Genomic DNA, 20143 nt, shown 5'->3' with positions numbered 1-20143 from the left:
TATATTTTTACTTATACCCCTTTGTCCTCTATTACCTTTGATAGTTGTTTTCTTGATAGGTATCTATTTAAGGCATTTAGCCATGCAAGGGCGCTTGCTTGAACGATATCTGTTGAGTAACCTTTACCGGTTATATCGTAACCACATTTTTCAAATTCGACGCTAAGGGTAACCTCCCCTTGTGCATCTTTACCTGCACTGACTGCTTGTATCTTATAGGTTTTTAGCCTCCCTTCAACCCCTGTAACCCTTTCTATGGCTTTGAAGGATGCATCCACCGGACCATCACCTATTGAGGCATCAGTGAGTATATCACCCTTTTCGTTGGATACCTGTAAAGTGGCTGTGGGGATAGAGGTATTACCGCTGGTGACATTCAGGTATTCCAATGCGAAGAACTCTTTGTGGGTGGAGATCTGATTTTCGACAATTGCCGCTATATCCTCATCGTAAACCTCTTTTTTCTTGTCAGCAAGTTCTTTAAACTTTGCAAAGGCGATTTCTATCTCATTATTGTTGAGTTCGAACCCCATTTCTTTCAATCTTGCTACAAATGCATGCCTGCCAGAGTGTTTGCCTAAAACAAGTTTGTTGGAGGGGTAGCCTACGCTTTCTGGTGTCATTATCTCGTACGTTGTTCTTTCCTTTAATACACCGTCCTGATGGATACCAGCTTCGTGGGCGAAGGCATTTTTACCTACGATGGCTTTGTTGGGTTGAACATCTACTCCAGTGATGGATGTAAGCAACCTGCTTGATCTGTATATCTCCTTTGTATTAACTCCTACCTCCACATCAAAAAGAGGTTTTCTAACGTAAAGAGCCATAACAACTTCTTCTAAGGAGCAATTGCCTGCTCTTTCACCAATACCATTGATGGTACATTCCACCTGTCCTGCTCCAGCCTTTATCGCAGCGAGTGAGTTTGCTACAGCTAAGCCTAAGTCATTGTGACAATGGACGCTGATGACCGCTTTGTCAACGTTTGGTACTCTGTTCATAATAGTGGAGATGATTTTTTCGTATTCCATAGGTACTGTATAGCCAACTGTATCTGGTAAATTTACAGTTTTTGCCCCAGCTTTGATTACCTCTTCCACTACTTTGCATAGAAAGTCTAGATCACTCCTAGTGGCGTCTTCTGCACTAAACTCTACATCATCGCAAAGGTTTCTTGCAAATTTCACTGCTTTTACAGCTATATCTAAAACCTCTTCTGGTGATTTTTTTAGCTTATGTTTCATGTGTATGTCTGATGTTGCTATAAATGTATGTATCCTCGGTCTTACTGCGTGTTTTAGGGCATCCCAGCCCACCTGAATATCCTTTTCATTGGCTCTACAAAGTCCTGTTACTATTGGATTTTTGACTGTTTGGGCTACTCTTTTTACTGCTTCGAAATCACCGGGGGATGATATGGGAAATCCAGCTTCAATAACATCAACTCCAAGTTTTTCCAACTGTAAAGCCATTTTGACCTTTTCTTCCACATTCATACTAAAGCCAGGTGCCTGTTCACCATCCCTAAGGGTTGTGTCAAATATTAAAATTCTTCTGCTCATTTTAACTTACCTCCATAAAAGTAATTTATAAAAAAAGCCCCGACTTGTTCTAAGCCGGGGCCTTTGTTTTTATCTTTCTAAGACGTTACACTTGTTTAGTCCCAGACTCAGAATACACAGCAGACTTTTTATTATGGAGTCGTAGGAGCTTAGTAACAATACCAGATATAGCGAAAGCTACAAAGAATATAAAAAGCATTACCTCAGGATAAAGTCCTAGTAAAAAAATTACCAGGACAAAGCTAACCAATATATTGAAAGGTTTTACCGATATCCATTCAACCTTTTTGAAACTATAATAAGGGAAATTGCTCACCATCAAGAAGGCAAGGGCATAGATGAGAAAAACAAAGCCTAATGGTATAGAAAAAAAGTAAGGGTCACCGAAAAACTCTTTTACAAACAAAACACTGGAAGCTATAACACCAGCAGCAGCGGGTATTGGTAAACCAACAAAGAATGTACTGTCTACTTTTCCAGCCTGTACATTAAACCTTGCTAGTCTTAGGGCACCACATGCTACAAATAAAAAGGCAGCCATCCAACCTATCCTTCCATACGGTATCAAGAGCCATTTGTATATCAAAACAGCTGGGGCTACACCAAAGGCAACCAGATCACTTAAAGAGTCCAATTGCACACCAAAATCACTGGTGGCATTTAACAGTCGTGCAACTTTTCCATCAAGGCCATCAAATACGAAAGATACTAAAATAGCGTATGCTGCATTTACATACAAGTCATTAAGTGATGCAATTATTGAGTAAAAACCTGCAAACATCGACATTATTGTGATGAGGTTTGGGAAAACGTATGTTCTTCTGATCATTAAATTTCCTCTTCTACTGGGAATCTCACCAAAATGCTTTCCCCTGCCACCACTACATCATCCATCTGAACATTCACCTTTGCTGTAAGGGGGAAATAATGATCTACCCTTGATGAAAACTTTATTATACCGAGTCTATCTCCCAATCTTACCTTATCACCAGGTTTAAGATATGATACAGTTCTTCTTGCTATAAAACCGGCTACCTGTTTTACAACGACTTTGCCGTATTGGGAATTTATCGTAATAACATTTTGCTCATTTACAAAGGAGCTCTCTTTTTTGTCCGCCGAGATGAATTTACCAGGTCTGTGTTCCACACTTACCACTTCACCATCGACTGGAACACGGTTAACATGTACATTGAATACGTTCATAAAAACACTTATTTTCAAAAACTTTTCCCCATTTAGCTCTTCTTCCCCTATCTCTACGACTTTACCATCTGCACCAGATACCGCAATCCCTTTCTCTATTGGTATATCCCTTTCAGGATCCCTAAAAAATATCAGAAAAAGAACGGTTAAAGAGAAAAAGAGCAGTGTAAAAAACCATTTTGGTAAAAAGAATACAATGAGAAATAATGTGCCAGATATTGTAACATAAGAAAAACCTTCTTTTGCTATCAATTGCTACTCCTATAGAATTTTATGATATTATATATTGATTTTTGATAAAATCAATATTTTTTATAGATGCTGTAAGGATGTTTTAATGAAAACAACTTATTTCATAATAAATTATAAAATGTAGTTTTTTGTTGTTTGAATTAATTTTTCTCTTGAATAAAATCTTACAATATCATATTTAGTATATATGAGCTGTAAAATTTTAATTATAGATGATGATTATGAAATCTTAGATATGCTTAAAATCCTGCTTGATTTAGAAGGATATGAGGTGGATACTGCTGCCAACGGGTTTTCTGGCATAGAAAAGCTCAAAAAGCATTTATACGATATGGTGATTTTAGACCTTAATCTTCCAGATCTATCAGGGGAGCAGGTCTGTAAAAATATCAGAAAGATGACAAATATGCCAATTTTGATTTTATCCGCAAAAGAGAGTGTGACAGATAAGGTGTTGTGCCTGGAGTATGGTGCAGATGATTATCTTACAAAACCTTTTGAAAATATAGAATTACTGGCAAGGGTAAAGGCGATACTTAGGAGATGTGCTTGTAGTAAGGTGAATTCTTCTGATGAAGCAAAGGTTTTAGCCTATAAAGGATTTTCTGTTGATATGGAAAATATGAGGGTAACAAAGGATGGTGAGGAGATAAATTTTACTCCAAAAGAGTTTGAAATATTTGTGTATCTATTAAAAAATAAAGGCAAGGTGGTATCAAGGGAAAAAATGATAAACGATCTGTGGGGTAAGGATAGCCTCTATAAATGGTCCAGAAGTATTGATGTGCACATCCAACATATAAGGCAAAAGATAGAGAAAAATCCTAAAGGGCAGGTTTATCTTAAGACTGTTTCTGGTGTTGGTTACAAGTTAGAAGAATGACACTTATTAAGAAGTTTGTCATTTATTTATCACTGGTTACCATCTTGATCATATCACCTCTTATTATGATTGTCTGGCATCATCAAAAGGAGCTACTCTTTAATCAAGCTAAGATACAAGCTGAAACATTGTTTAAGATGATCGTTATTACTAGACAATGGGTTGCTGAGAATAGGGGGAGAATAGAGCCTGTTCCTGCTGTAGCTACAAAAGAGCTTTCTGAATATGCCAACAGAATGGCTAGTTTTAAGTTTCATATTACAAGCGATGTGTTGGTAAATCCAGAAAATGCTCCCGATGAGTTTGAAAAGAAAGCCATAAAGTACTTCAAAAAAGGTGAGAAAGAGTTTTCTGAAATTATTGAAGATCCTAAGATAGGAGCGGTTTTCCGGTACATGGCTCCTTTGCATATCAACGAGTCATGTTTACAGTGTCATTACTACCAAGGGTATAAAGTGGGTGATTTGAGGGGAGGGATATCTGTGTTTATACCATTAAATTCAGTCAGAGAAGCTATTCTCCTGAATAATAAGATGTTTTATCTGTTTGGTTTTATTACATTTAGTAGTATAATCTTTACGGTGACGATTCTTGTTAATAATTTGGTTATAAAACATATAAAGGTATTAGCTGATGCTTCTAATCAGGTGATGAATAATAATTACAACATTCAGACAAACCTAAAGACACACGATGAGATAGAACATCTATCACAGGCTTTTGATAATATGGTATTAAAGATTGCTAAGAATGAAGAGGAACTAAAGAATAAACTTAAGGAGGCAGTAAGCAATTATGTACAACTATATGAAGAACTTAAGCTAAAAAATGAGAGACTTTTAACGTTGAACAAAATGAAGACAGATGTTATAGACACAATGGCCCATGATTTTAGAACTCCGATGACAAAGATTTTATCCTATTCTGAAATGTTAAGGGAAAAAAAGATCTCTGAGGATCCCCAACTTTTGGAAAAGGCTATCACAGTTATTTATAACAATATCAATGTAATGAAGAGATCCCTTGATCAGTTTTTACTGTTATCAAGGTTAGAACATACAGATTATATCCTGGAGATTTCAGAGGTTAAAGTTAAAGAAACCATACTGGGGATAATAGAGCTTTTTGAAAAGGAGATTGTAGACAAAAGGTTGAGTGTTTCTGTTCATATTGATGATGATTTGATAATTAATACTGATGAGGAAGTATTCTTTCACATCTTTAAAAACATAATATCAAATAGTATAAAGTACAATAAGGAAAGTGGCAAGATAATTGTTTCATCAAAACAGGATAAAGATGGTAGGATAACAATAGAGGTTTATGATACCGGATTAGGTATCAGAAAGGAAGAGGTGGATAAAATATTCAATAGATTTTATAGGGGCTCTAATGTAAAACATACGTTGCCCGGAACTGGCTTAGGTATGTCTATAGTGTACCAATCTACTTTAAAATTAGGGTGGTCAATTGATGTGGAAAGTGAAGAGGGTGAGTATACGAGGGTGATAATCACTATACCGTATGATGGTTGATTATGGTGGTTGATTTTTTAGGTTTTTTTATGTTAGGGTTGATGGGTGGTTTTGGACATTGTATTGCTATGTGTCATCCATTTGTTATTTTTGTAAGTAGTAAGTTTAGTCTAAATAAAGGTTATTGGATTCTTTTAAAACCTCAAATTTATTATAACCTTGGAAGGATAACTACATATATTCTTTTATCTGTGGTAGTGTCATTTATTGGGGATATAGTAAATTATGCATCTTCTATGGTAGGTATTCAGAAGATAACATCTTTTCTGGCTGGGGTCTTCCTTATTGTTTATGGTATATCTATGATAATTGGTATGAATATTTTTTTGAAGATAGAATCCAGATTATGCTTTAACTCATCTTCGGTAATAAATAGTCTGGATATTAAAAGCCCATATTTGATAGGTATTGTATTGGGTTTTCTACCATGTGGTTTGCTCTATGGGGCTCTTATCTCAGCTTTTGGGCTCTCTTCTACAATAAAAAGTGTAATCGCAATGTCACTTTTTGGCTTGGGGTCAGCTATACCATTGTTGATTTTTTCCCTTGTGGGAAATGTCTTTCAAAAAAGGTATAAGATTTTTGGTAAAATATCAGCCATCATCTTAATCGGTATGGGATGCTATTTTATATATATAGGCTTTAGATTTTCTTTATAATTTTATAAGGATCTTACCTTTCCACCATCAACGTAAATGGTATTGCCTGAAATGTAAGATGCTGCATCAGAGATCAAAAAAGCCACTACTTTACCTATTTCTTCAATGGTACCATATCTTTTGAGTGGGATTGATGCCTCTTCCAATCTTCTTTGTTCATCGATGCTTATACCTTTTTTGTTTGCGTTGATTTCATCTAGGAGTTTGAGCCTATCGGTGAGTATTCGACCTGGTGCAACATTATTAAATCTTATATTATACTCCCCGTGTGTTATTGATAGGGACTTCATGAGTATCTGGACACCTGATCTAAAAACATTTGATAGTAATAGATTATCTATCGGTTCTTTTGTGGAGGTTGAAGTAATTGATACGATGGAACCACTGTTTTGTTTTTTCATAGACGGTAGTACATAACGTATCATTCTTACAGCACTCATGAGGGTTAGATTATACGCAGCAAACCAGTCATCTTCTGAAAGATCTTCGAAAAAACCTGCTTTGGGACCTCCAGCATTTATTACTAGGCCATCGACCCTACCATAATGTTGTAAGCTACTGTTTATCCATTGTTCTATGGAATTAAGATTAGTTGCATCCATATGGGAATATATTACTTCTGTGTATCTTTTTAATTCACAGTAAGCATTCTCAAGTTCATTTGTATTGCGACTGGATATGGATAAGAGAGCTCCTTCTTTAGCCAACTCTTTAGCTGCCCCAAATCCAATACCTTTGCTCGATGCGGCTACAAATACAACTTTACCTTTTAAACTAAGATCCATCTGGGCTCCTACAATAATATTTTTACAAAGTCCTCAATAATCTTTCTGTGATCAAAGGCTATTGCATCAGGGATATCTTTGATGGAAAAGAAAAGGGCATTTTTGGCATCATCGTTGGCAATGGGCTTAGAGTCTGAGTACCCATAGTAAACGATACTTACAGTGTGGAATCGAACATCTCTTCGGGGATCGGAATAAACGCCTAAAAGTTTTATATCTTCTAAGGTTATACCTGTTTCTTCTCTCAACTCTCTTTTAGCAGCATCTTCGACAGTTTCCCCATAATCTACAAAACCACCGGGCAGAGCCCACCCATAGGGTGGATTTTTTCGCTCTATTAATAATATCTCTTTTTTGCTGTTATACACTATCACATCTACGGTAAGTTTTGGAGTATAGATATACTTCTTGCCATATTTAAACTTCAAAAGGTTGTACACTGTTTCTGTATAGGGAGCACCGCTGCTTTCCTTTAGTCTCTTTATTACTGGTAACATGATACCATCAACCTCAGGTATTTTCAACTTTTCTATGTCCTGAAGCATACTTGTTTTGTAGTAGTAGAGATTACCGGTAACGTTCATTATTTTATCAAGATATTCCTGGGGTATAATAATACCCTCTAAAGAGGCTGCTTTGACACCTTCCTTTAGTATCTCTTTCATGATATGGTTGCTGTGTTCGTTGTCTACAAGTTTACCACAGGTGGCTTCCAAAAGCGCTGATAATGGATTAAAAATAAGGTTCCAAAGAAGCTTTTTCCACATTACAAGTTTTATATCTTTATCAATCTGACAGGGTATTTCGGAGGAGGTGAATATTTCTTGTAGGAGATCCATATCCTCATCTGTTACATTTTCAGTTATTTTTCCAATAATAAGTCGACCCTCTGCTGAATGTTTTACAAAGCCTGGTCTTTCTATGGAGGCACCTACAAAGACAGAGGTTGCTACAATTTTGTTTTTAGGATAGATGGATCTGATGGTTTCTGGGTTATCTATGCCATTTTGCATGGAGACGATTATTGTTTTATCAGTTATATACGACCTAATTGCAAGACAAGCATCGGCGGTATCCTGGGATTTTGTGCATATAAAAACTATGTCATAGTTTTTCTGGGGTTTTTCATAAAAATTGACAAATATTTCCAGATAACCGTATCTGTAGCTATCTATTTTAAGGATAGAGCTTTTTTTAACCTCTTCTAAATGGGCCCCTCTTGCAACAAAATCTACACGAAAGCCGTTTTTAGCCAAAAGTCCACAAAAAAGTGAACCCACTGCACCTGCACCAAAACAGAGTAAAGAATGATTTTTCATTATTTAAAGACCACCGTATTGTTTTTAAGGATAACATTTATCTTTTTCCGATTTTCAAATCGACCATTTAACAAAAGATCACTTAGGGGGTCTTCTATGAACTTGGTGATGAGCCTTCTAAGAGGCCTTGCCCCGTAGCTTAGATCGTAGTCCTGAGTAAGAATAAAGTTTTTGACCTCATCACTGACGACAATATATCTTTTTTGTTCTTTTAAGAGGGCATTGATCTCTTCGATATATTTGTCTATTATAAGAACAAGCTCTTTTTGGGTTAAAGGTTTAAAAATTACCACATTGTCCAACCTGTTTAGGAACTCTGGTCTGAAAAACTCTTTTATCTCCTTCATCGCATATTGCTTAAAATCTTCATAGACTATTTCTTTGTCCTGAACTTCAGCGAAGCCAAGGGTTTTTCTTCCGAAATATGATTTTGTTCCTAAATTAGATGTCATGATGATGATGGCATTTTTAAAGGAACATTTTCTGCCAAAAGAGTCGGTTAAGACACCTTCATCTAAGATCTGTAGCAATATATTTAAAACCTCTGGGTCAGCTTTTTCTACTTCATCAAAAAGAACAACACTGTGGGGCTTTTGTCGTATCGTTTCTGTTAATTTTCCTCCATCATCGTAACCCACATATCCTGGGGGGGAACCAAGCAGTTTTGATACACCATGTTTTTCCATAAATTCGCTCATATCTATTTTGATAAGAAAATCTTCCCTGCCAAAAAAGTTTAAAGCAAGTTGCCTAGCCAGCTCTGTTTTACCTACACCAGTTGGACCTAAAAATAGAAAACTTGCTATCGGTTTTTTACCGTTGTGTAGCCCCACTACACCCCTTTTTATAGCATTGCAAACCGATTCAATGGCCTCTTGCTGACCTACTATTTTATTAGTTAATTTGCTTTTTAGATCTTTTGCTTTTTGAATATCTGATGCTGTTATGTTGGATAAGTCTATACGGGATATTTTGGCAACTGTTTCCTGTATATCCTTTTCTGTTAATTCTATAAAATTTTTTCGTGTATTATCTATCCAGGTTGTGTAGCGTTTCCTATATAGTTCTCCAAGGGACTCTATTTCTGACATGATCTTTTCTGCTACATCATATCTGCCAGCCTGGACGAGGGCTTTCTTTTTAAACACGAGATTGTTTAGTTTATCTTTGAGTGTTTTAAGGTCTGTTGGATATTGTTCTGCTCTGAGTCTTACCATAGATGATGCTTCATCAAGAACATCTATAGACTTATCAGGTTGGTTTCTGTCTGTAATGTATCTATCAGATAGATAGATGACTTTCTTTATTATGTCATCAGATATGAATACTCTGTGATACTGCTCATATTTGCTTTTCAGTCCCATAAGTATATTTTTTGTTTTTTCCTTATCAGGTGGCTCCACCATGATTATCTGGAACCTCCTATCAAGAGCAGCATCTTTTTCAAAATATTTTCTATACTCTTTTATAGTGGTTGCACCAATGCACTGAAAAGCACCTTTTGTAAGGTGTGGTTTTAAAATATTTGAGGCATCCACAGCACCTTCAGCGTCTCCAGCGCCAACCATTGTGTGAATCTCATCGATAAATATTATGATATTTCCACTTTCCTGAACCTCTTTGAGGATATTTTGCATCCTTTCTTCAAACTGACCCCTATATTTTGTGCCTGCTATAATTGAAGCAAAATCTAAGCTGATTATTCTTTTGTTTCTAAGGGATAATGGTACTTCGGAGTTGGCTATTTTGATCGCCAAACCTTCTACTATAGCTGTTTTACCAATACCCGGCTCTCCAATTAGGACAGCATTGTTTTTGCTCCTTCTACACAGAATTTCAATGAGCCTTTCTATCTCTTTTTCCCTTTCCAGAACCGGATCAAGCTTATTTTCTGTGGCTAACTTGGTTAGATCTTTACAAAAATTATCTAGATTGGGGGTGGTGGTTTTAGTTTTACTTGTTTGGGTCTTTAGCTTTTGTAGCTCCTCTCTGACTGAGAACAGATCTAAACCGTATTTGGTCAAAATCTGAGCTGCTTTCCCCCTTTTTTCTTTCAAAAGGCCCAAGAGAATATGCTCCGGCTGAACAAATTTTTCACCTAAAGATTTAGCCTCTTCGAGGGCAAATTCCATCGCCCTGCGGGCATTAGAGCTAAAAGGCATACTGCCCTTTAGATAATAACTATCATTTTTTGTTGCCATCTGCTTGATATCGTTTACAAGTGTTGCTATATCTATGTTGTATGTTTCGAAGATTGTGATTATAAGACCGGTTTTTTCTCGCAGGATTCCAAGTAAGATGTGTTCTGTATCTATAGTTGGGTTTGACATCTTTTCTGCTTCATCTCTGGAGTAGAGGATGGCACGTCTTGTTCTGTCGGTAAAAAGGTCAAACATATTTTTCCTTTAATTTTTTCATTTTTATATTATAATAATACAACAGAGACGAATGTCAAGCGGATATGGGGGGTATATGTTAAAAGCAATTCCAATTGACAGTTTAAAGTTGGGAATGACGGTCCTAAAATGTGATAAGGAATGGCTTAAACTACCTTTTTTTGGTAAGCCTTTGGAATCGGATGAATTTATTAAAATCCTGAAAAATTATGGTGTGGAAAAAGTATTCATTTCTGTTGAAGAGAATCTTACAAGACCAGAGATTGATACGATTAAAGAGGTGGAACATAGTATCGATCAAAAGGATCTTAAAAAATACTCAGCTACAATAGAAGAGGTGGGTCATATCCAGAGGATGCATAAAAATAGCATAGAAATTGTTTATGAGATTATGGGGGATATTAGAGCTAATAAAAATATTTATTATGAGGATATCACCATAGTTGTGGATAATTTTTTGGAGGAATGTTTTAAAAAACCTACTTTAGTTGCCAGTATTGCCCGGATAAAAGATAGCAATGATTACGAAATCAGTCATGCTATGAATGTATCCATTCTCAATATGGCTCTTGCCAGAAAAATGGGTTTTGATATAGATCAGATGAAATTAGCAGGTGTAGGGGGGCTGCTTCATGATGTGGGTAAAGTAAAGATACCGGAGTATATTCTCAAAAAGCCTGCTAAACTCACAGAGGAAGAGTACCAGATGATAAAGAAACACCCAGAGTATGGTTATGAGATGTTAAAGGGTAGGTTTCCAACCCCGGTACTTGAAGCTGTTTTGTTTCACCATGAGAAATCGGATGGTAGTGGTTACCCAAAAGGGCTTAAGGAGATGAGCATACCCAAGATTGCAAAAATTACTTCTGTTTCAGATGTCTATGATGCTATTACAAGTGATAAAGCATATAGAAATGGTAAATCTGCTCCTCAAGCTATACAGGAGATGCTGAAAAATGTAGGGCTACATTTCAATAACCTCCTAATCAAGATGTTTATCGAAATACTTGGTGGATATCCTTCAGGTACAGTTGTCCTTTTGGATACAGGTGAGATAGCGGTTGTTTTTAAGGAAAATATAAAAGAACCCCAGTACCCTCTGGTGATTGTGGTTACCGATAAGGAACAGAAAAAATGTGCCCCTTATCTTTTTGATCTTAACGAATATAATTTATTGACTAAAAAACATTATAAAACTATATTAACAGCTCTGGATGCGAAAAAATATAACATCGAGCCAAATGATATCATCGGTGAATTTGTTAACAATACCTCTTTGGAGGCAAGGTATGGATAGAAGATTTTATGCTCTTACATTTGTTTCGGAGGATAGACCTGGGATAGTAGCTGAGGTGACGAAGATACTATATGATAACGGTTTTAATATAGAGGATTCAAGTTCAACTCTTTTAAGGGGGATCTTTTCTATGATCCTCGTGGTTAGTAAAAATGTCGATTTTAGTGCAAAAGAGATAGAAAAGATGTTTGAAACTCTCGATTATATGACTATAAGTGCAAAAAGGATAGATAGAAACCCTGTAGTTGTAGAAGGGGAAAGCTTTTCTATTTCAGTTTATGGAGCTGATAAAGCGGGTATTGTGTATAAGGTGTCAAAGTTTCTGGCAGAAAAAGGTATTAATATTGTAGATCTTCAGACTAAGGTAGCAGGTAAGGAGAACAAGCCTATATATATAATGATCATGGAAGTAGTTGTACCAAAAAGTGTTTCTGAGGTCTGGATTGATGATCTAAAGTCTATTACTAAGGATTTAGGTATCGATGTAAATGTCAAATCGATAGAAACCTTCGAGTTTTGATATGGCTGTAAGAGAGGTGCTCACTTATCCTAACCCAATCTTAAAAGAGATATCAAAAGAGGTTGAAGTGATAGATGATTATGTAAAAGGGGTTATTCAGGATTTGAAAGATACCATGGAGGCCTCTGGGCATTCTGTGGGCATAGCTGCCCCCCAAATAGGTGAATTAATAAGGGTAATCGTCATCGACCCCTCTAAAAACCCTAAATGCAAGGATCATCATGGCCCCAATACTATGATAAACCCAGAGATAGTAAAATGGGAAGGTCTTACCCAATTTCGTGAGGGTTGTATGAGTGTGCCTGATTATACTGGTAATGTGGCCAGAGCTTCAAGGATTGTGGTCCAATTTTTGGATGAGAGCGGGAATATGAGGGTTATAGAGACTGAAGGGTTTGAGGCTATATTAATCCAACATGAGATCGATCACCTCGATGGTGTTTTGTTTATAGATAGAATCATTTCCAAAAGGACAGATCTGTTTAAAAGAAAAAATTATAGGTAGGTGATGATTATGAAAAAGATTATTGTTACCCAGAGATTGCCATATCCTATAAAAGATGCTTTTGCAGGTTATAATCTTGTATATAACGATGAAGATAAACAGATGGATAGTAAGTTTTTGTTGAAAGAAGTTGTTGATGCTGATGGTATTATCTCTATGTTGTCGGATAAGATAGATAGGGATCTAATAGATACAGGGGAAAATTTGAAAATAATTGTAAATTATGCCGTAGGTTATAACAATATTGACGTAAATTATGCTAAACAAAAAGGTATTCTTGTATGCAATACTCCACATATACTTACTGAAACCACTGCGGAGTTGGCCTTTGCCCTCATGATAGCTGCTGCCAGAAGAATAGTAGAGGCCGACCGATTTACCCGGGAGAGGAGGTTTACCGGCTGGACCCCAAACCTTTTTTTAGGTCAAGATCTGTATAAAAAGAGGGTGGGTATTTACGGATTTGGCAGGATTGGGCAGGCTTTTGCAAGATGCTGTAAGGGGTTTGAGATGGATATCGTTTATTATAGTAGAAACAGAAAGTTTGAGGGTGAGGTACTGACAGGGGCAAAGTGGGTGACTTTTGATGAACTTGTATCTACATCAGACTATATAGTTGTCCTTGCTCCATTAAATGAATCTACTAAATATGCTTTTACGCTGGAGACGTTTAAAAGGATGAAACCATCTGCGATATTTGTAAATGCGGGGAGGGGACCAATAGTCAAAGAGTCAGATCTGGTTTATGCTTTAAGAAATAATATTATTAGAGGGGCTGGTTTGGATGTCTATGAATATGAGCCCGTTATCGACGAGGGGCTTTTTGACCTGGACAATGTGGTTTTACTACCCCATATAGGTAGTGCATCCGAAGATACTCGCTATAATATGGCTGATCTTTGTGTAAAAAGTATTAAAGAATATTTAGAAGAGGGGAAAATCCCCTGGAATAAAGTGTAAGGTGGTATTCCACCTTACTTTTAATAGAATATCAACATCGATAGAGGTGGAAGACCTGCTTTTGTAATCATTTGATCTACAGTGGTTCTTATGTATGGGTATGCTATCATATTTTGATTAACTTTGATAAAGTTCTTTAACAGGTCTATATCATGTTCATCATCCATGATTATATCCCCACTCATCAGGCCAACCGTTTCAAATATGAGTAGATTTTTATCTTCCATGGGGTTTACGGCTTTAAAGTTAAATTTGATTCCAAATCTGTAAACATGCTTCCCATCTTCAAGCTTGTTGAGTAAAACTGCATTTTCCACAGAAGTATCGAGAACGATCCCTAATTGATGTTTGTCTGATTCCTCAGGTTTGGCCAAGTATGTGTTGTAGGAAAGACCAGGGAACCAAATATTGCCGATGGCAAATTGGGTGTTGGTTTCATTTGACATGTTCTATCTCCTTTTTTCTTTGCTTAAAACTTTTATAAACATTTTAATGTGTCAATGTCAATGAAAAAGTCAAAATACTTGCATAACTATTAAAACTATATATAATGTTTTAAAAAGTTTTAGGGGGAATTATGGTTAACTATGTTTTGGATACCAATGTAATCCTTTACGATCCAAAAGCGGTTGATTCTTTTGAAAATGCGATAATAAATATTCCTATCATGGTCATTGAAGAGATAGATAATTTTAAAAAGAATATGGATCAAACAGGATACAATGCCAGATTTTTTGGTAGATTCTTAGATGATTTGAGAAAACAAGGGGATTTAAGAGAAGGGGTGTATCTACCCAATGGTAGTAAGATAAGGGTAAATATCTGCAATCATACCATCAGTTCAAAGGTCTCTAATGATCTAATCCACGATAAAGCTGATAATCTTATCATATCTGTGGCTATATGGTTGAAGGAGCATGAGCCTTATGAAACTATATTTGTGACCAAAGATGCCAACCTTAGAATAAAAGCTGATGTTTTAGGGGTAAAGTCTATAGATTATACCCAGGAAAGGTCTGATTTTGTTGATTTTGCTGAGGGGACAAAGGTTTTACAGGTAGATGATGAAATTATAGATTTACTTTATAAAAACCATATTGTCCCTAATCCTGGCTTTGATGGGTTTATAAATGAATATGTTAGATTAGATTCCAACAGCAGGCCTGGGCACTCTGTTTTGGCGAAGTTTGATGAACAGATGCATATTCGGAAGATTGTTGAGTTTAAAGATGGTTTGTGGGGGATAACGGCACGAAACACGGAACAACGTTTTGCATTTGATGCCCTAATGGATGATAATATAAAACTGGTATGTCTTGTGGGGATATCAGGAACAGGAAAAACATTATTGGCTATTGCTGCAGGGCTTAAGAAAGTGGTGGATGATGGGGCATACAAAAAGTTGTTGGTGTCAAGGCCGATATTTCCTATGGGAAAAGATTTGGGGTATTTACCTGGAGAACTAAAAGAAAAGATAAACCCATGGATGCAGCCTGTGTACGACAATCTCACACTTATTTTGGATCAAAGTGATAGTGAACTATCATACAAAGAGCTTTTTGCCCAGAATATGGTGGAGATCGAGGCGCTTACCTATATTAGGGGTAGAAGTATCCCCCACCAATACTTCATCGTGGATGAAGCACAAAACCTTACCCCCCATGAGATAAAAACAATCCTAACACGAGCTGGGGAAGGAACCAAGATTGTTCTCACCGGTGATCCCAATCAGATTGATAATCCTTATATAGATATATATTCAAATGGTTTGAGCTATGTTGTGGATAGGTTTAAAAATGATCCTATAGCTGCATCGATAATGCTCATAAAAGGTGAGCGTTCTGCTCTTGCAACAAAAGCTGCAGAAAAGCTATGAGGTGACCCATGGAAAAATATATTGACGATATTATTAACGATATAAAAACTGTTCAAAACCGTTTTTTCGCTGAGGCAACTCCCATACTTCTTGAGATATCAAAGGAGATAGCAAACACTTTTCTGAAAGGTGGTAAGTTATTAATATTCGGCAATGGGGGTTCTGCTGCAGATGCTCAACATGTAGCTGCAGAGTTTGTAAATAGATTTCAGATGGAAAGACCTCCTTTGCCGGCGATTGCTCTTACGACTGATTCATCTATCCTAACTTCTATTGGAAATGATTATAGTTTCGAGGATATATTTTCAAAACAGATAGAGGCTTTGGGATCTGAGGGTGATATAGTGATAGCCATATCTACAAGTGGTAATTCCCCTAATGTTATAAAGGCTCTTAGAACAGCTTCAAAACTGGGTATTAAAAGTATCGGTTTTACTGGAAAAAGTGGAGGTAAGATGATGGGTCTTTGTGATATACTTTTAAGGGTTGATTCCGATGTTACGGCGCGTATTCAGGAGATACATATCATAAGCTTTCATATAATATGTGGCATAGTGGATGAGATAATGTTTGGAAGATTTGCGGAGATGGAGTAATGGCTATTATAGATAGAAGTGACGTGAAGAGTTTTTTTAGCATTTTAAGAAAACAAAATAGGCTCGTATTTACAAATGGTTGTTTTGATATTTTACATGTGGGACATATAAAATATTTAGAGGAGGCCAAAAAGTTAGGTGATTTGCTTGTAGTCGGTGTGAATTCTGATGCTTCGGTAAGGAGATTAAAAGGGGAAAAAAGACCGATAAACTCACTTAATGAACGATTGATTATGTTGAATGCTTTAAAAAGTGTAGATTTTGTTACCTTTTTTGAAGAGGATACGCCCTATGAGCTCATAAAGGATATTATGCCCCATATTTTAGTAAAAGGTGGGGATTGGCAGATTGATCAGATTGTTGGTGCTGATATAGTATTAAAGCATGGTGGTAAAGTGTTATCGTTAAACTATGAAGAAGGGTTTGCAACGACAAATATCATCGATGAGGTCTTAAAGAGATATGGTTCAAGGGGCTAACCCCCTGTCATTAGAGTATAAAGAGTTTTCAGGGCTTTGGGGTAGTGCTAGAAGTTATTACCTTACAAAATTTATCGATAGAAATAAAAAATACCTTGTGTTGGTGGACGATTATCTTTATGAAAGGATTTTTAATGAATTAGACTTTTTCCTTAAAGATCATCTACTTCCCTTTCCCAGCTATCAGCATGAGCCCTTTGAGAAAACAAGAATAATGCCCAAAATTGTAGGTAAACGACTTGAAACCCTTATAAAACTTCTCAATGGCAGTAGTGGTGTGGTTTTGTGTACTATTTATGGGCTTGTCAAAAAGGTAATACCTTCTGAAATACTTAGCTCTTCTCTCATAACTATTAGAAAAGGAGATATCTTCAATAGGGATGAGCTTATCTATTATTTGGACTATTTAGGCTTCATACAGGTGGAGATAGTAACAGGAGAAGGGGAGTTTTCGTACAGAGGGGATGTCGTGGATTTCTATCCGGTTAACTACGATTCCCCAATAAGAGTAGAGTTTTTTGATAACGATATAGAAGCTATTTATGAGTATAACATAGATACCCAAAAAAGAACAATGGAACTAAAAGAGTTCGTTATTATACCTGCAAACGAAGGGATTTATGATCTTGATGATTTCAAGAAGGCTTTAAAAAGTGATACCTTAAAAGAAAAGGCTAATCTATACGGTAAGTTTGCTGGACATCACTGGTATGCTCCTTGTGTATACAAACAGATGAGTACCCTCTTTGATTACCTAAAGGATTGGGAAATTGTCTATATCGGTGAACATTTGGAACATGAGATAGATAAGTTTTATCTAAGGCTCATGGATGCTTGTGGGGAGTACTCCGTGGATGATTTTATTCTAAATGGTAATTTTTTAACGAAGCAGGATCTAAAAAAAGTGCTGGACAAGGAGATAGTATGGTTAACAGAGGTGTATACCGAGGGATCGACAAAATTGATAGATTTTAAGAGCACTACATTTGTTGTACAGGGGTTAAAGAATAGTTACCAGAGCCTTGCAAGGCTTGCAGATTTTTTTAAAGAGTACAGAGGTAAAGGTATTAAAACAGTTGTAGCTGTAGAAAGTGAAAGATTTCAAACTATTATAAAAGACTTTTTTAGAGATTATGAGATTGATATAAACGTATGTAAATCTTACGAAGAACTCAATGTGGCAAAACTTAACATGTACCCTTTTTCCATAACAGGGGGTTTTATAAATGAAAAGGATCATTTGGCGTTCTTTAGAGATGAAGATATCTTTGGGTTTGTGCGAAAGGGGAGAAAGAAGGGTAGAAAAGATGTTTTCAGGACGAACATCTCTGATCTTGAGATCGGCGATTATGTGGTACATGTTGACTATGGTATAGGTATATTTAAAGGTTTGGAGCATAAAAAGATAGGTGGTATTGAGGGTGATTATCTTACAATTGAATACGAGGGTGGAGAGATACTTTTTGTATCCCTTGAAAATATTGGACAAATACAAAAATATATTGGGGTTGGAGACTCAGCGCCAAAGATAAATTCACTGCAAAGTACAAAATGGAAAAAACTCAAAGAGCAGGCTCAAAAAAGTGCTAAGAAGATTGCCATAGATCTCTTAAAGCTTTATGCAGAAAGAAAAGCAAAAAAAGGGTTTGCTTTCAAAGATGATGGGGCTTTTCTAAAAATTATTGAAGATTCTTTTGAATATGATGAAACTGAGGACCAGCTTAATGCCATTAAGGATGTTTTGTATGATATGGAGAAAGAACAGCCGATGGATAGACTTGTATGTGGCGATGTGGGTTTTGGTAAAACAGAGGTAGCTGTAAGGGCTGCTTGTAAATGTTGCTCCTCTGGTAAACAGGTGGCAATACTTGCTCCCACTACGATACTTGTTAAACAGCATTTTGAAACGTTTAAAAAGAGGTTTAAATATCTACCATTTAGGATAGAATATATATCAAGATTTAGATCCAGAAAAGAGATAAGTGAGGTCTTAAAAGATCTCTCAAGAGGTGCAGTGGATATCATCATAGGTACTCACAGATTACTTTCGAATGATGTGATTTTTAAGGATCTCGGGTTATTGGTGATAGATGAAGAACAAAGGTTTGGGGTAGCTCATAAGGAGAAGATAAAAAATTTAAAAAGTAATATAGATGTTCTTGCAATGAGTGCCACGCCTATTCCAAGAACATTGCAGTTTTCTCTATCTGGTATAAGGGATATTAGTATAATCGAAACCCCTCCTGAAGATAGACTGCCTGTGATTACAAATATCATTAGCAGTGAGGATGAGGTCAAAAATGCCCTATTACATGAGCTAAAAAGAGGAGGCCAGGCATATTACCTATTTAACGATTTAAAAAAGATTGAAGAAGTGGCATACAGAATAAAGGGGATGCTACCTGAAGCCAGGGTGGAAATAGCTCATGGGCAGATGGATCCTGCTAAGGTAGAAAAGGTGCTTGACAGATTTTATGAAGGGGATCTGGATGTTTTGGTGTGTTCCACTATAATTGAAAATGGTATAGATATACCGAATGTAAACACTATCATTATTGATGGTGCAGAACGGTTTGGACTGTCTCAGCTTTATCAGCTAAAGGGAAGGGTTGGCAGATCTGACAGAAGGGGGTATTGTTACCTTTTTGTGAGGAACTTTAATCTACTATCGATACTTGCAAAAAAGAGGATTAAGATTATCCAACAAATGTCTGATTTGGGGAGTGGTTTTAAAATTGCCTCTTATGATCTCCAGTTAAGAGGTGCAGGTGAAATGCTTGGAGCTGAACAGTCAGGGCATATTTCAAGTATAGGTTATGAGTTGTATATACAAATGATTAATGATGCTATTCAGGAGCTAAAGGGGGAACATGTAAAACATGTGGATACAGAAATTCAAGCCTCCATACCTTATTTTATACCTGCCGATTATATTGTTGAGCCTACAGAAAGGATGAGGTGGTATAATAGGTTATCTGATTTGGATAGGCAAATGTACCTTTCTTTGGAAGAGGAGCTTAGCTCAAATTATGGCGATATCCCTGAACCTGTGAGGAATCTTTTGAATATCATGTATATAAAATATCTTTCTTCAAGAATAAGTATTAAAAAGGTTGTGATATCTGGTAAACAGATAAAATTTTTCTTTGATGATAGTACTAATATAGATCCCCATACTATATTAAAAGTGCTTGCTGAATCTTCTATAAAAGGGAATTTTGGTCTTGATAATACGTTAGTTCTTTCTGGGGATAATATCTGCACAGTTTGTATCGACTTTTTGGAAAAATTACAATCATAAAATCATTCATTG

At 36.3% G+C, this 20143-nt stretch carries 18 protein-coding genes; 11 read left to right on the top strand and 7 right to left on the bottom strand.

The features are described from left to right. Positions 1 to 11: 11 nt before the first annotated feature. The 3 genes from N3C60_07175 to N3C60_07165 all read right to left on the bottom strand — a co-directional run bounded on the left by N3C60_07175 (position 12) and on the right by N3C60_07165 (position 3020). Complete coding sequence (locus tag N3C60_07175; GenBank protein MCX8084681.1) at positions 12 to 1562, bottom strand: 2-isopropylmalate synthase; 1551 nt, start codon at positions 1560 to 1562, stop codon at positions 12 to 14. Positions 1563 to 1647: 85 nt separating this feature from the next. After that, positions 1648 to 2391 carry a CDP-diacylglycerol--serine O-phosphatidyltransferase gene (gene pssA / locus N3C60_07170; protein ID MCX8084680.1) on the bottom strand — a complete coding sequence of 248 codons (744 nt, stop codon included), beginning with the start codon at positions 2389 to 2391 and terminating at the stop codon, positions 1648 to 1650. Beyond that, positions 2391 to 3020 carry a phosphatidylserine decarboxylase gene (locus N3C60_07165; GenBank protein ID MCX8084679.1) on the bottom strand — a complete coding sequence of 210 codons (630 nt, stop codon included), beginning with the start codon at positions 3018 to 3020 and terminating at the stop codon, positions 2391 to 2393. Before N3C60_07165 ends, pssA begins: the two co-directional genes overlap by 1 nt. Before the next feature lie 187 nt (positions 3021 to 3207). Here N3C60_07165 and N3C60_07160 point away from each other — a divergent pair, with 187 nt between their 5' ends. From N3C60_07160 to N3C60_07150, 3 genes are read left to right on the top strand one after another with little or no spacing between them, the layout of a single operon-like run. After that, positions 3208 to 3903, top strand: coding sequence for a response regulator transcription factor (locus N3C60_07160; protein ID MCX8084678.1), 696 nt, complete (start codon positions 3208 to 3210; stop codon positions 3901 to 3903). Continuing rightward, positions 3900 to 5438 (top strand): DUF3365 domain-containing protein, encoded by a 1539-nt coding sequence (locus N3C60_07155; protein ID MCX8084677.1) that lies wholly within the window; start codon positions 3900 to 3902, stop codon positions 5436 to 5438. The genes N3C60_07160 and N3C60_07155 overlap by 4 nt, the downstream gene beginning before the upstream one ends. Positions 5439 to 5440: 2 nt before the next feature. Further along, positions 5441 to 6097: a sulfite exporter TauE/SafE family protein gene (locus N3C60_07150; GenBank protein MCX8084676.1), complete on the top strand. Its 657-nt coding sequence runs from the start codon at positions 5441 to 5443 to the stop codon at positions 6095 to 6097. A 2-nt stretch (positions 6098 to 6099) separates the two neighbouring features. Here N3C60_07150 and N3C60_07145 read toward each other — a convergent pair whose 3' ends face one another. Genes N3C60_07145 through N3C60_07135 form a run of 3 tightly spaced genes read right to left on the bottom strand, consistent with a single transcriptional unit; the run spans position 6100 to position 10597 of the window. After that, positions 6100 to 6882, bottom strand: a complete 783-nt coding sequence (locus N3C60_07145) for an SDR family oxidoreductase (protein ID MCX8084675.1) — start codon at positions 6880 to 6882, stop codon at positions 6100 to 6102. Positions 6883 to 6890: 8 nt separating this feature from the next. Further along, entirely contained in the window at positions 6891 to 8201 is a 1311-nt protein-coding gene (locus tag N3C60_07140) for a 2-dehydropantoate 2-reductase (protein ID MCX8084674.1), read from the bottom strand. Continuing rightward, on the bottom strand, positions 8201 to 10597 hold the full coding sequence (locus N3C60_07135; protein MCX8084673.1) for an ATP-dependent Clp protease ATP-binding subunit: 2397 nt from the start codon (positions 10595 to 10597) through the stop codon (positions 8201 to 8203). The genes N3C60_07140 and N3C60_07135 overlap by 1 nt, the downstream gene beginning before the upstream one ends. A 76-nt stretch (positions 10598 to 10673) precedes the next feature. On the opposite strand from N3C60_07135, the gene N3C60_07130 reads away from it, so the two are divergent. The 4 genes from N3C60_07130 to N3C60_07115 are packed head-to-tail and all read left to right on the top strand — an operon-like array spanning position 10674 to position 13879. After that, positions 10674 to 11894, top strand: coding sequence for an HD-GYP domain-containing protein (locus N3C60_07130; GenBank protein ID MCX8084672.1), 1221 nt, complete (start codon positions 10674 to 10676; stop codon positions 11892 to 11894). Beyond that, entirely contained in the window at positions 11887 to 12414 is a 528-nt protein-coding gene (locus N3C60_07125) for an ACT domain-containing protein (GenBank protein MCX8084671.1), read from the top strand. The genes N3C60_07130 and N3C60_07125 overlap by 8 nt, the downstream gene beginning before the upstream one ends. A gap of 1 nt (position 12415) precedes the next feature. Beyond that, a complete protein-coding gene (def, locus tag N3C60_07120; GenBank protein MCX8084670.1) occupies positions 12416 to 12919 on the top strand; it encodes a peptide deformylase in 504 nt (167 codons plus the stop codon). 9 nt (positions 12920 to 12928) lie between these two features. Beyond that, positions 12929 to 13879 (top strand): D-glycerate dehydrogenase, encoded by a 951-nt coding sequence (locus tag N3C60_07115; GenBank protein ID MCX8084669.1) that lies wholly within the window; start codon positions 12929 to 12931, stop codon positions 13877 to 13879. Positions 13880 to 13899: 20 nt separating this feature from the next. Here N3C60_07115 and N3C60_07110 read toward each other — a convergent pair whose 3' ends face one another. Continuing rightward, positions 13900 to 14325 (bottom strand): protein-export chaperone SecB, encoded by a 426-nt coding sequence (locus N3C60_07110; protein MCX8084668.1) that lies wholly within the window; start codon positions 14323 to 14325, stop codon positions 13900 to 13902. Positions 14326 to 14456: 131 nt separating this feature from the next. Between N3C60_07110 and N3C60_07105 the strand changes: the two genes are divergently transcribed. From N3C60_07105 to mfd, 4 genes are read left to right on the top strand one after another with little or no spacing between them, the layout of a single operon-like run. Further along, on the top strand, positions 14457 to 15755 hold the full coding sequence (locus N3C60_07105; protein ID MCX8084667.1) for a PhoH family protein: 1299 nt from the start codon (positions 14457 to 14459) through the stop codon (positions 15753 to 15755). Between the two features lie 8 nt (positions 15756 to 15763). Beyond that, positions 15764 to 16351, top strand: a complete 588-nt coding sequence (locus N3C60_07100) for a D-sedoheptulose 7-phosphate isomerase (protein ID MCX8084666.1) — start codon at positions 15764 to 15766, stop codon at positions 16349 to 16351. Then, the gene (rfaE2, locus tag N3C60_07095; GenBank protein ID MCX8084665.1) at positions 16351 to 16830 is read left to right on the top strand and encodes a D-glycero-beta-D-manno-heptose 1-phosphate adenylyltransferase; all 480 of its coding nucleotides are present in this window, start codon (positions 16351 to 16353) and stop codon (positions 16828 to 16830) included. The genes N3C60_07100 and rfaE2 overlap by 1 nt, the downstream gene beginning before the upstream one ends. Further along, entirely contained in the window at positions 16814 to 20131 is a 3318-nt protein-coding gene (mfd, locus tag N3C60_07090) for a transcription-repair coupling factor (GenBank protein MCX8084664.1), read from the top strand. The genes rfaE2 and mfd overlap by 17 nt, the downstream gene beginning before the upstream one ends. The last annotated feature ends 12 nt before the right edge of the window (positions 20132 to 20143 follow it).

Origin of the sequence: Calditerrivibrio sp., from assembly GCA_026415135.1 — a bacterium.
Classification (GTDB): Bacteria; Chrysiogenota; Deferribacteres; order Deferribacterales; family Calditerrivibrionaceae; genus Calditerrivibrio.
This window is presented reverse-complemented; position numbering and strand designations above follow the sequence as displayed.